Genomic DNA, 13456 nt, shown 5'->3' with positions numbered 1-13456 from the left:
CTAGTTGATAGTCGTTTGACTAAAAAGTAACACTTGATAAGCAAAAAAACATATCACTAGTAATGCGCCTTTTAAGCGAGTTAACCTAAAGTAGCCAAGCTTTCGACTAAAGCATAATACAAATAGTAAACCAGTCACCGCTATCATGATAGGTGTATCTCTAAATGACGCTTCGGGGTTAATCAACCCTGGTGCTATAATACCAAAAAAGGTAACACGGCTAGAATATTAAATATATTTGAGCCGACAATATTACCCATGGCTAAGTCGTCTTCTTTCTTCAATATACTGGCTACACTTGCTGCTAACTCCGGTAAACTCGTTCCTATCGCAATAATAGTTAACCCAATAACTAGATCGCTAATGCCATACGCTTTTGCAATAAAAACAGCGGATTCCACAAGGAAATGGGCGCTTATTATCAATAGGGTTATTCCCATTATTAGCCAAAAAATGGATTTTCCCGTCGTTGTGGGGGCAGGGAGTTCTTGTTCTGCTTCAATAATCATTAGATCGTTATTATTTTGGTTTTTACGTTGTTTTAATGCCTTAATTAATAATAAAGCGATAAAACCAAAAAAGCTGATCATCAAGGCTACACCTTCAGTAAAGCTAAAGAAATTGTCTGAAAGTATCCAATAGGTCAAGAGAGTTAGTAGTAATAAAAAGGGTAACTCTTGCTTTATCGTGGAAGAAGAAACAACTAAAGGCTTTATTAATATAGTTATTCCTAATACTAAGGCTATATTCGTAATATTAGAACCAATGGCATTGCCAATAGCGGTATCTGGGTTACCTTGCAGTGACGCTGCCGCTGCCACCATCATTTCTGGGGCGGAAGATCCCATGGCAACAATAGTTAATCCTATGATCATGGGTGAAACACCTAGGTTTCTTGCTAATGATGAGGCACCTAAAACGAATTTATCGGCACTCCATACGAGTGCGATAAAGGCAACTAATAAAATTACAATGTGTACTAACATTTATGACTCCAATTTTTCGGAGCTAAATTGTCGCTGTTTGTTGATCAAAAAAAAAAGTAATTAATGAAATTAAAGGCAAATAAGTAAAATAAAGCACAAAAAAGATTTTTTTTTACATTTTCTAACATTTTTTGACATTTATTATCCATTAAATCGTTAATTTCTAGTGAAGAATGTTAGGTGCTCAGGTAAAATTGGTAATAATCAATCGCGCGCCATGGATTTTAATGATAGAAATTGAAAGTAATACAAGCATAGTTGAGATAAATAACCTTACCTTTAAACGAGGTGAACGCGTAATTTATAATGATATTAGTTTGTCTATCCCGCAAGGAAAAGTTACCGCGATTATGGGACCAAGTGGTATTGGTAAAACTACGTTGTTGCGTTTAATTGGTGGTCAAATTCGTCCTCAGTCAGGACAAATATTATTTGCAGGGAAGGACATTCCTCAGCTTTCTAGAAAGGAGTTATATGAAACACGTAAACGAATGAGTATGTTGTTTCAAAGTGGCGCACTTTTTACTGATATGAGTGTTTATGACAATATTGCTTTTCCTATTCGTGAACACAGTCAGCTTCCTGAAACTATTATAGAGAAAATAGTGTTGATGAAACTTGAAGCGGTTGGGCTTCGTGGTGCACGTAATTTACAGCCGAATGAACTTTCGGGGGGGATGGCAAGGCGTGTAGCTTTGGCTCGTGCTATTGCGCTTGATCCTGAGTTAATCCTTTATGATGAACCCTTTGTTGGTCAAGACCCTATTTCTATGGGGGTTATCGTGCGTTTAATTCGTTCTCTAAATGATGCCTTGGGGCTGTCATCCGTTGTTGTTTCTCATGATGTGCCAGAAGTTATGAGCATAGCCGATTATATTTATATTATTGCGGAACAAAAAGTTATTGGCCAAGGGACGCCAGAGCAAATAAGGCAACACGACTCTCTTCTAGTAAAACAGTTTGTGCAAGGGGAAGCGGATGGACCTGTACCTTTCCATTATGCCGCACCCAATTATCGTGAAGAATTAATTCATGATGCGACTACGTTAAATTCTCGAGGAAAAATTTAATGCAGCAATTGCAGTTATTAGGGAAAAATACTTTAGCGTTAATTAGCGGTTTAGGGCGTGCTGTGATTGTTTTGTTATCAGCATTGTTACATATTCCTAATGTGCGTAAAGGAACGTCGTTGCTGTTGTTACAACTTTATAATGTTGGCGTTATGTCACTCACTATTATTGTTGTTTCTGGTGGCTTTATTGGCATGGTGTTGGCACTTCAAGGTTATACTATTTTAGTTAGTTATGGCGCAGAAGCTAGCCTGGGACCAATGGTGGCTTTATCGTTACTTCGTGAATTAGGACCTGTGGTTGCAGCACTATTATTTGTCGGCCGAGCGGATCCGCTTTAACAGCAGAAATAGGCTTAATGAAAGCAACCGAACAATTATCAAGCCTAGAAATGATGGCGGTTGACCCGCTTCGTCGCGTGATTGCGCCACGATTCTGGGGCGGGTTTATCAGTTTACCTTTATTGGCTGCCATCTTTTCTATGGTGGGTATTTTAGGTGCACACCTCGTTGGTGTTGATTGGTTAGGTGTTGATAGCGGTACATTTTGGTCTGTGATGCAAGATCAAGTAGACTTCAGTAAAGATATCGTTAACGGCATTATTAAAAGTATTGTTTTCGCTTTCGTTGTCACCTGGATTGCTGTTTATAAAGGGTATGATTGTGAACCTACTTCAGAAGGAATTTCACGGGCGACAACGTCAACTGTGGTACAATCATCATTATTGGTATTAGCCTTAGATTTTATTTTAACGGCTTTGATGTTTGCAAGATAATTCTCATTGTAATTGATGAGTTAGTAATTGATTTTTAAGTACATTTTAAAGGCGTTTGGTGAAACCATGATATCAAAAAAAGTAGAGTTAATGGTGGGTTTTTTTGTTGCTTTAGGGATTGCTGCATTACTTATGCTGTCACTGAAAGTGGCTAATAGCGGTATTTCAGGTAGTAGTGATAGCTATAATCTTTTTGCTAAGTTTGATAATATTGGTGGTCTTAAAGTACGCTCACCTATTAAAGTTGGCGGAGTGGTTGTTGGACGAGTTAGTGATATATCTCTTGATGCAAAGGACTATACCCCTGTTGTTACGATGGAAATTTATAGTCAATATAATCAATTTTCAGAGGCAACCTCTGTGGCGATATTAACGGCAGGTTTGTTGGGTGAGCAGTATATAGGCTTGCAGCCTGGTTTTATGGATGATTCATTAGAGATTCTCAAACCCAATGATTATGTTGAAGATACTAAACCGGATTAGTCTTGGAAGAATTAATAGGGCAATTCTTATTTGGCCAAGGAAGTGGTAGTGAATAATGAAGGAAGTAAAAATGAAGAAAACAAAATCTGTTAAGGTAGCGTTATATTTAGGTTATGTATTTTCTAGTATAGTAGCACATAATGCGTTCGCCTTTAATGCAGCACAAGAGCCTAGTTTATCAGGTAGTGACATTGATCAGTCTTCGGGCTTTCATCGTAGTGATGTTAATCAAAAAGATCCCTATGCAATGATTAAAGAAGTTGCAGGGAGAACATTTAAACGGTTTGCTAATGAGCAGCAAGCAATACGTGTTGACCCTAATATTCTCAAAACGATAGTGCGTGAAGAGTTGATGCCTTATATCAATTATCAATACTCTGCTTTTAAAGTCATTGGTCAGCAATTAAAGAATACGACTGATGAAGAAAGAAAAGAATTTGTGCCTGTTTTTAGAGAATATCTTGTTACCTCCTATGCACAAGTTTTTACCTTATATGATAAACAACCTGTCGAATTTGCACCGGCTGAAGATTTTACCGATAGAAAAATAGTCGCTGTAGATACGCGTGTTATTATGACAGGTAGGGATAATATTGATGTTTCATTTAAAGTAAGAAAAGATAGACAAACTGAAGAATGGAAAGCATTTGATATGATTGCTGAAGGTGTAAGCTTGCTTGACAGTAAACAAGCAGAGCTTGGCGGAGTTATTCGTCAAAAAGGGCTGCCTTATGTCACCGAATTGCTAAAAAAGCAAAGTGATCGAGATATTGTTTTTAAAGATTAAGTGGCTAATAATGACTAACAAACAAGTTAGCCATTCGACACTTCAATAAAAAGTAAGTAAATTCATTTAGGTAAAAGTGGCAATATTTGTGGAAAATATAACGTTAAATATCACGGGAAACAATATCGTACTAGCAGGTGAGCTAACGCGACAAACAGTGATGACATTACCTAAAGAAAGTATTAAGCAGATTATCAATCAGCAAACTTCAACGATTGACTTACAGCAAGTCAATCAAATTGACACAGCCGGTCTTGCTTGGCTTTTTTATTTATTAGAGCTAGCAAGCCAAACAGGTTGTCAGCTTACTTTTAGCAGTGTCCCTGCTAAACTAAAAAAATTAATTAGCTTAAGTGGTGTTGACGGTTTTTTACCCGTTAATCCCGCTTAGCTTTAAATACGCGCTTAAGGAATACCTCTTGGAAGTAACAGAAATAGAAAAATTAATTAATGATGCGCTAGATCTTGATGAACTACATGTTAAATTTGATGGTTCACAGTGCAGTGTAATGGCGGTTGCTGATATGTTTGGTGAATTATCTCGTGTTAAACGCCAACAAGTTGTGTTTGCTGCATTGGCAGAAGCCATAAAAGCTGGAAGTATACATGCTGTAACGGTGAAAACATTTACGAAAGAACAATGGAAACGTGACAAATTGTTTAATATGTAAGGTCATGCAATACTAGTTAAGTAAATTTATAGGTAAGCACATTTTACTCGAATTCAGAATTTTGAGGTAATTTGGGTAAGTATCTCATCCAATTATAGGTAAGAAGTAGTCATTTTGGACGCATTTAAAGTTATTGGTGGTAAGCCACTACACGGTGAAGTCACCATCTCAGGGGCTAAAAACGCCGCACTCCCTATTTTAATGTCAGCACTATTATCAAAAACACCGATAGTTTTTAATAATGTTCCTAAGTTAAATGATATTTTAACCACCGTAAAATTATTGGGACAACTGGGTGCTAAAACACAATGGTTAAGTGAAGATAAATTAAGTATTGATGCGAGCAATATTACGCAATGTTGTGCACCGTATGATCTTGTGAAAACGATGCGCGCTTCTATTCTGGTACTCGGACCATTATTGGCGCGTATGGGACATGCAGAAGTGTCATTACCTGGTGGTTGTGCCATAGGTGCCCGACCTGTAAACCTACATATTCAGGGGCTTAAAGCAATGGCCGCTGATATAGACGTTGAAAATGGTTATATTGTAGCTAGAAATAAAGGTCGCCTGAAAGGTGCTAATATCTTTATGGATGTTGTCAGTGTAACGGGTACTGAAAATTTAATGATGGCGGCGGCATTAGCTGACGGTATCACTGTTATTGAGAATGCAGCTAGAGAACCCGAAATTGTCGATCTTGCTAATTGCTTAATAAGTATGGGCGCAAAAATATCGGGTGAAGGAACGAATACATTAACTATTGAAGGTGTTAGTGAACTGCGAGGCAGTGAATACAGTGTGATGCCTGATAGAATAGAAACAGGCACCTTCCTTGTGGCAGCAGCAGTAACACAAGGAAAAGTTAAATGCTTAAATACTGACGCTAGCGGATTAGAAGCGGTATTATCGAAACTAACAGAAGCAGGTGCTGATATTACAGTAGGTGTCAATAGCTCAGGTGTCGAGTGGATTGAATTATCAATGACACATAAACCAAAAGCCGTCAGTGTTAAAACTGCACCGCATCCGGCATTTCCAACAGATATGCAAGCTCAATTTATGACGTTGAATGTATTAGCCGAAGGCACCGCAACGGTTATCGAAACTATTTTCGAAAACCGCTTTATGCATGTTCCTGAGTTACAGCGCATGGGGGCTGATATTGTCTTTGAAGGTAATACGGCTATTGTTAAAGGTGTTAGTTCATTAAATGGCGCGCAAGTGATGGCAACAGATTTACGTGCATCAGCAAGCTTAGTTATTGCGGGTCTTGTTGCAAAAACACCAACGCAGGTTGATCGTATTTATCATATTGATCGAGGTTATTTGAAAATAGAAGATAAACTTCAAGCGTTAGGTGCAGATATTACGCGGATAAATATTAGTTAATACACCTTAATATATTTGTTTTATTGCTCAGCTCAGGAAATAAATAACATAGCCTAATAGAATAAAGTTTCTTACAAATGTAAAAGCCAGATAATATAGTAGAATATTCTACTGTATTGTCTGGCTTTTTCAGTATTATAAATGGGTAAATCCCGAAAATAACCAAGACATTCTGTTGCTTTAACTTTAAAATGCGCCTCGAAATTTATTGACTATAATAAAAACAGAAATACTCTGTTCGCTTTTTGAGGTTTGCCCATGCTTTTTACTGGTTCATTTAATACTGATTGTCCAATTCGTCAGAAAATTCGAGAGTTTTATCGTATAGATGAAAATGTTGCCGTTGATCATATTCTTCCATTTGCTGAAGTGAATGTAAGTGCACGAAGTCGTGCTTGGGAACGAGCTCGTAAAATGGTTTTACAAATTCGTCAAGATCAAGAAGGTAATGGTGCTATAGATGCATTACTAAATGAATATTCATTATCTTCAGAAGAAGGTGTGGTACTGATGTGCTTAGCCGAAGCGCTATTACGTGTGCCAGATAAACACACACAAGATGCGTTAATACGGGATAAAATATCACAGGGTCAATGGAGTAGTCATTTAGGGTCTAGTGACTCTTTGTTTGTTAACGCCTCATCATGGGGTCTATTAATCACTGGTTCAATGGTGAATTATGCAGATAAACGTAAACAGGATAAATTTGGCTTACTGAAAAAAACTATTGGTCGATTGGGGGAGCCTGTAATTCGCAAATCAATGAATTATGCGATGAAAATAATGGGCAAGCAGTTTGTAATGGGAGAAACCATTACGGATGCTACAGAGCGTGCCGCAACCAAAGAGCAACAAGGTTATGTATACTCTTATGACATGTTAGGCGAGGGTGCTCGTACCATGTTGGATGCTGAACGCTACTTAAAGTCGTATCAAGATGCTATTGAAGTTATTGGTAAAGTTGCACTAGCGTCAGGTAAAAATGATCCCCGTCGGGTCCCAGGAATATCGGTTAAATTATCGGCGATTCATCCGCGTTATGAATTTACGCATAAATCTCGTGTGATGGATGAAATAGTGCCTAAATTAAAAGCATTATGCTTACAAGCCAAAGATTATAATATTGGTTTGACTGTTGATGCAGAAGAATCAGAGCGTTTAGATATATCGTTAGATATTATTGAAGCTGTGTTTACTGATACAGATTTAGGCGATTGGCAAGGCTTCGGTATTGCACTACAGGCTTATCAAAAACGAGCACTTTTTGTTGTTGATTGGTTAAGAGAACTAACGTTGAGAACTAACCGTCGTATGATGGTACGTTTAGTGAAAGGTGCGTACTGGGACACTGAAATTAAAAATGCTCAAAAAGATGGAATGAGTCATTTCCCTGTGTTTACACGTAAATCATCTACGGATGTTTCTTATCATGCTTGTGCCAATAAGCTACTTGATTATCGTGACAGTATTTATCCGCAATTTGCCACACATAATGCTTATACTGCAGCGACGATTGTTGAATTAGCGGGTGAAGATAAGCAAGGTTTTGAATTCCAATGTTTACACGGTATGGGTGACTCTTTATATGATCAAATAGTATCTCAAGAAAGCATACAATGTCGTATATACGCACCGGTAGGACATCATGAAGATCTACTGGCTTATTTAGTACGTCGTTTATTAGAAAATGGGGCAAATTCATCTTTTGTTAATGCCATTGTTGATGAATCTCAACCAGTAGAATCTTTACTTGCTGACCCTGTAGAGAAGACTCAACGTTTAAAGGATAGGTACAATGGACAAATTGTAATGCCTATTGATCTTTACCGTAATGAAAATAAGAAAAATTTAAATGGGCTTATTGCTGCTAGAGACAACTCTAAAGGAATAGATTTAACCGATATTAATGAAATTACTTCACTAAAGCAGGCTTTAGATAATTGGTTTGTTGAAAACCTATTAAATAAAAATGATGTGCCTAATGACGCTGAAGCGGTAAAAAACCCGGCTAACCACAAGGAAATTATTGGCTTTCACCGTCATCATAGCGAAGATGATATGCGAGTTATGATTGATAATGCAGAAAAAGCTTTTGCAAGTTGGTCAAAAACGCCTGTATCAGAACGTGCCGCTTTGCTTTGTCGTATTGCTGATATATTAGAGCGTCATATAGAAGAATTGATCGCTCTGTGTATTAAAGAAGCGGGTAAAGTAGCACAAGACGGCATTGATGAAGTACGTGAAGCCGTTGATTTTTGCAGATATTATGCAGCCCGCGCGATTGAGCAAAGCGCAGATGAGCGATTAGAAGCGCGAGGTGTTGTACTGTGTATTAGCCCTTGGAATTTCCCGTTGGCTATTTTCTTAGGGCAAGTTGCTGCGGCAATTGTCACGGGAAATACTGTGTTAGCAAAGCCTGCAGAACAAACAGGGCTTATTGCATTGCGTACTATTGAATTGATGAAATCTGTTGGTTTACCGAAACATGTTGTTCAAGCGGTTATGGCGCGAGGTAGTGTGGTTGGTAGTACAATAGTTCCTGATGAAAGAGTGGCAGCAGTCATGTTCACTGGCTCAACGGAAACGGGCACTCGCATTTCTCAAACATTAGCAGAGCGTGGTGGTGATCAAGTGCCATTAATTGCGGAGACTGGTGGTCAGAATTGTATGATTGTTGACTCTACAGCTTTGCCAGAGCAAGTGGTTGATGATGTGATATCGTCAGGCTTTCAATCAGCCGGCCAACGATGTTCAGCGCTTAGAGTGTTATTTTTACAAGAAGATATTGCTGATAGTGTCATTCGCATGCTTAAAGGCGCTTTAGCTGAATTGCATGTTGGGAACCCGACAAAGTTAAGCACTGATGTAGGCCCTGTCATTGATCAAAAGGCTTTAGATGCACTAAATGCGCATCATGAGTACATGCAAACCAATGGCACGCTTTTATATCAATGTGACCTATTTGGAGGTAAGGAGGGAAGTGAAGTAAGCGATAGCGATGGACATTTCTTCTTTGCCCCACGTTTATACGAAATTGAAAGCATTGATGTGTTAACCAAAGAAGTGTTCGGTCCTTGTGTACATGTTGTTCGTTTTAAAGGGACTGAGATAGAAGCGGTTATTGACAAGGTTAATAGTACAGGCTTTGGGTTAACGATGGGTATTCATACGCGTATTGAACATAGAGCGATTGAGTGGCTAAGTTATCACGGGCGGGTAATGTTTATATTAACCGTAATATGATAGGGGCAATTGTTGGTGTACAACCTTTTGGAGGCAGAGGACTTTCAGGTACAGGGCCTAAAGCAGGTGGTCCAAACTACCTTTCTCGTTTAGTGGTTGAAAAAGCTACACCAGATGAAGAAAAAATACAGTTGTTACCAAGACAAGAACTCGCGTTAAGTGGCGATGAAAACGCACAAAATCAAGCTATCCAATTTATGGAGACAGCAGAATGTGCACAACAAAAGTGGCGTTTAACCGATTTAAACACCCGCGTTTCACATGTTCGACAATTACTGGCTAAAATTGCCCATGTCGAGATTGTTGAAGGTTTGGCGGACGATTTAAACCTGACTTTAGCAGTAGCCCGTGATCAATTAATTAATATTGAAAAGCGCATGAAAAAACCACAGGAATTGCCGGGGCCTACAGGTGAATCAAATGTTATTTACTTAGAAAACCGTGGAAATATTATGTGTTTTGCAAATGATAACGTTAGCTTTCACTTTTGGGTAATGTCTGTAGTTACTGCATTAGCCACAGGCAATACCGTAATATCTGTGGTATCTGACTTGTTTTATGATGAAGCTCTAGCCTTTAGAGATAAATTTATTTCTACAGGTGCTGATGTGGGTATTTTACAAGTTGCTAGACTTAATCATCTAGAAACTATGCTTGCACACCCTGCGTTGTCAGGTGTTGTGGTTGACAGTAGTTGTGACAGAAAACATTATATTAGTGAAAAACTTGCACAGCGAAGTGGAGCTATTTTACCGGTTATTACGTCGGAATATTATGATAACCTCATACAACGCTTGTTAACTGAAAAAACAATCAGCATTGATACTACCGCCTCCGGTGGTAATACGTCGCTGATGACATTGATTGAAGAGGACGAATAAAATTTAGTCTATCCAATCTATTGTTAATGTATTAAGGGAGTGGCTTTTTGTCACTCCCTGATTTACTTACTTATGACTTCTTATTCCATATCCATCAAATATATGACACTATTTAATTTAATCACTATAAAATATTGTATTTTAGATAATGAACAAAATTAAATCCTTAGACCGTGTCGATATAGCTATTTTAAAAACACTACAATCTGATGGTAGAATCACTAATGTTGAATTGGCAAAAAATGTAAATTTAAGTGCTAGTCCTTGTTTAGACAGAGTTAAACGCTTAGAGACTGAAGGCTATATTAAACGTTATGGTGCTTTTTTAAGTGCGCAAAAACTTGGCTATAGAATGACTGCTTTTATACAGGTAACCCTAGACAGAACCACCGCGGATGTTTTTAAATTATTCAAAAAAGAAGTCGTTAATATAAAAGAAATTGTCGAATGTCATTTAGTGGTGGCGGTTATGATTATTTACTCAAAACACGATTTTCTGATATGGACAGTTATCGACTAATTTTAGAAAAGGTTGTTGGTTTACCTGCCATATCTCAAACACACACCTATATGGTCACTGAACATATTAAAGAAGATAGTGGTGTACCTTTTGATTAGTATCTCAAAACAGTCATCGAAAAAGGATAACTATGAACGCATATGATTACGCACTTCAAGCTAATGGCTCTTTTGCCTTACCGGACGCTTGTTTTAAAGTGAAAGCTCTGATGGAAGATGAAAACTCAGCAATTAATGATTTTGCTGATGTGATTAGCGTAGATCCATCAATGACATCTCGATTATTACAAATAGCAAATAGCGCCATTTATAACTTTCCGGGTGAGATCAGCACTATTTCTCGCGCAATTACTATTATTGGAACTCAAGCGATTTACAATATGATGTTGGTGGATGTTGCAGCATCGGCTTTTAAACATTTTGAAAATCAGGCGATTGATTTGAAACGCTTTTGGCGCATGAGTATTTATTGCGGACTAGTAACCAAAAATTTAGCAATAAAAGCAGGCATAAAAGATATTGAAAGACTCTTTGTTGCGGGGCTACTACAAAACTTTGGGGAGCTGTTGGTTGCAAAAATCACCCCTGAGGTAGCACAGCGTTGTGAACAGTATAACCGTAAAAATTTACCCTGGGCTCTGCAAGAATTAGTGTTAGGTTACACTTACACTGATATTTCTGCTGAATTACTTAAGATCTGGCAGCTTCCTGAAAAAATAATTATCCCTATTCGTCATTTTAATCAAGCAAAAAGTAATCAAATTAATAATGATGTGAAAGTGCTCAATTTAGCTTCAAGACTTGCTTTATTAGATAGCCATAGCGATGTATTTGAATACGATGAAGTGATTGATGAGTCGTTATGTAGCAGTTTAAAATTAAGTAAAGCTGATATTAAGCAAGTGAGTGAAATAGCAGAAAATGACGCACACGGTATTTTAACGGTGATGAATCCTAAGTTGTTCTCAAGATAAATTTATTTTTAAAATGAAATTATATTCAGGATAAAGTGATTATTTTATTAGCATGAAACACTACATTATAAGGGCTCCAAAAGCGCTTTAAATACTAAGTGGACAAAATACTATACACTTCGTAGTTTTTTTATGGGTAACCACCACTGAAGGAAGCCTGCATAGGAGACAAGATTAATAAAGCTTGCTAGCATCGAATAGTTTTAAATTAAAATTATAATAAGTATAACGATAAGTGAAGGAAGTTTATGAGCGCATCAAGAGAGCATTTTAGTTCCCGTATTGGTTTTATTCTTGCGGCGGCAGGTTCTGCTGTTGGTATTGGTAATTTGGTTGGGTTTCCTGTTAATGCAGCAAAAAATGGTGGCGGAGCATTTTTAGTGCTATATGCACTGTTTGTTTTTTTAATTTGTTTACCTGTTATGATTGCTGAAATGGCAGTTGGTAGAAAAACAGCTAAAGAGCCTGTAGGGGCTTATAAGTCACTCAGTGGTAATAGTTCACTTTGGGGAGCTTTGGGTTTTTAGGAGTACTTACTCCTTTTATGATTGCTGTATTTTATATGGTAATTACCGTATGGATTTTTGGCTATATTGTCTTAACCCTTTCTGGCCAATTAGATTATTTGGCTAGTGGTGCCGGTTTTGGTGAGTTTATCACTAGCCCCTATTTATTTGTGGCAATGGCTTTTGTTGCTGCAATTATTAACTTTATTTTAGTTGTTGGCGTTAAAGATGGTATTGAAAAAGCGGCGAAAACATTAATGCCTGCTTTATTTTTCATGTTAATTATCATGGTTATTTTTGTATTAACCCTTGATAATGCCTTAGCAGGCGTTGAATTTTTCTTAATTCCAGATATTAGTAAAATTACCCCTAGCGTGATTAATGGTGCCTTATCTCAGGCATTCTTTTCGTTATCTTTGGGGATGGGGATTTTAATTACTTATGGCTCATATATTGATAATAAAACTAACATTCCTAATTCCGCTAAGTTGGTTGCCATCACGGATACTGGTGTCGCTTTTGTCGCGGGCTTAATGATTTTACCGGCTGTATTCTCGTTTAACCCTAATGTGAATCCTAGCGAATTAAGTGATAGCTCCGTTTCATTGATATTCACCTTTCTTCCTAAAATATTTTTAGCCTTACAAACCTCAATTGGCTATATTGGTGCAAGTGCTGTTGCTGCATTCTTTTTTATTTTGGTGTTCTTTGCTGCAATAACTTCGCTTGTATCCATTATTGAAGTACCTGTTTCGTATTTAGTGACAGAGAAAAAACACAGTCGTAAAAAAGCGCTTTCTATCTTATTAATGACGGCCGGTGTTTTAACTGTTTTTGCTACTATTTCATTTGGTATGGTTACTTTTTTTACTGAATTTACTTCATATGCAGGTGGTAGCAAATCTTTCTTCGATATTGTTTATGATGTTTTCTATGACACTATTTTACCGCTTAATGGCTTTTTATTATGTGTGTTTGTCAGTTATCGATGGAAGAGTAAAAAGTTATCCGAACATTTAAGTATCGGAAATGATCATTATATTGGTTCATGGATAGAAAAATATATTAACTTCTCTTTAGGCACTTTTATTCCACCATTGTATTAGTTATTTTTATTAATACTGTTGCTCAGAAATTCTTTGCAGTGAACTTGTTCGGTTTTTAACACA

6 protein-coding genes and 6 pseudogenes are annotated in these 13456 nt (G+C 37.4%); 11 read left to right on the top strand and 1 reads right to left on the bottom strand.

What is annotated here, in order from left to right:
* Window positions 1-986, bottom strand: a pseudogene (locus L3081_RS18170) (calcium/sodium antiporter).
* Window positions 987-1213: 227 nt separating this feature from the next.
* Here L3081_RS18170 and mlaF point away from each other — a divergent pair.
* From mlaF to L3081_RS18115, 11 genes and pseudogenes are all read left to right on the top strand, one after another.
* Window positions 1214-2056, top strand: a complete 843-nt coding sequence (gene mlaF, locus L3081_RS18165; protein WP_242287470.1) for a phospholipid ABC transporter ATP-binding protein MlaF — start codon at window positions 1214-1216, stop codon at window positions 2054-2056.
* Window positions 2056-2831 (top strand): annotated as a pseudogene (gene mlaE / locus L3081_RS18160) (lipid asymmetry maintenance ABC transporter permease subunit MlaE). The gene mlaF and the pseudogene mlaE overlap by 1 nt, the downstream one beginning before the upstream one ends.
* Before the next feature lie 66 nt (window positions 2832-2897).
* Window positions 2898-3370, top strand: a pseudogene (gene mlaD, locus L3081_RS18155) (outer membrane lipid asymmetry maintenance protein MlaD).
* 14 nt (window positions 3371-3384) lie between these two features.
* Window positions 3385-4101, top strand: a complete 717-nt coding sequence (locus tag L3081_RS18150; protein WP_242287468.1) for an MlaC/ttg2D family ABC transporter substrate-binding protein — start codon at window positions 3385-3387, stop codon at window positions 4099-4101.
* 88 nt (window positions 4102-4189) lie between these two features.
* Entirely contained in the window at window positions 4190-4492 is a 303-nt protein-coding gene (locus L3081_RS18145; protein WP_242287466.1) for an STAS domain-containing protein, read from the top strand.
* Between the two features lie 28 nt (window positions 4493-4520).
* Complete coding sequence (locus L3081_RS18140) at window positions 4521-4772, top strand: BolA family protein (RefSeq protein ID WP_242287464.1); 252 nt, start codon at window positions 4521-4523, stop codon at window positions 4770-4772.
* 114 nt (window positions 4773-4886) lie between these two features.
* The gene (murA, locus tag L3081_RS18135) at window positions 4887-6164 is read left to right on the top strand and encodes a UDP-N-acetylglucosamine 1-carboxyvinyltransferase (protein ID WP_242287461.1); all 1278 of its coding nucleotides are present in this window, start codon (window positions 4887-4889) and stop codon (window positions 6162-6164) included.
* 258 nt (window positions 6165-6422) lie between these two features.
* Window positions 6423-10288 (top strand): annotated as a pseudogene (gene putA, locus L3081_RS18130) (bifunctional proline dehydrogenase/L-glutamate gamma-semialdehyde dehydrogenase PutA).
* A gap of 148 nt (window positions 10289-10436) precedes the next feature.
* Window positions 10437-10906, top strand: a pseudogene (locus tag L3081_RS18125) (winged helix-turn-helix transcriptional regulator).
* A gap of 32 nt (window positions 10907-10938) precedes the next feature.
* Window positions 10939-11781 (top strand): HDOD domain-containing protein, encoded by an 843-nt coding sequence (locus L3081_RS18120; RefSeq protein ID WP_242287459.1) that lies wholly within the window; start codon window positions 10939-10941, stop codon window positions 11779-11781.
* Window positions 11782-12029: 248 nt separating this feature from the next.
* Window positions 12030-13452 (top strand): annotated as a pseudogene (locus tag L3081_RS18115) (sodium-dependent transporter).
* Window positions 13453-13456 lie beyond the last annotated feature (4 nt).

Source organism: Colwellia maritima (assembly GCF_022669015.1).
Taxonomy (GTDB): domain Bacteria; phylum Pseudomonadota; class Gammaproteobacteria; order Enterobacterales; family Alteromonadaceae; genus Colwellia; species Colwellia maritima.
The sequence above is the reverse complement of the archived record's forward strand: the minus strand, read 5'-3'. Positions and strand labels throughout refer to the sequence as shown.

What these genes read in the sequence shown, in the direction of transcription:
- mlaF (WP_242287470.1), top strand. Translation starts at nt 1,214, where the DNA reads ATGATAGAAATTGAAAGTAATACAAGCATAGTTGAGATAAATAACCTT.
- L3081_RS18150 (WP_242287468.1), top strand. Translation starts at nt 3,385, where the DNA reads ATGAAGAAAACAAAATCTGTTAAGGTAGCGTTATATTTAGGTTATGTA.
- L3081_RS18120 (WP_242287459.1), top strand. Translation starts at nt 10,939, where the DNA reads ATGAACGCATATGATTACGCACTTCAAGCTAATGGCTCTTTTGCCTTA.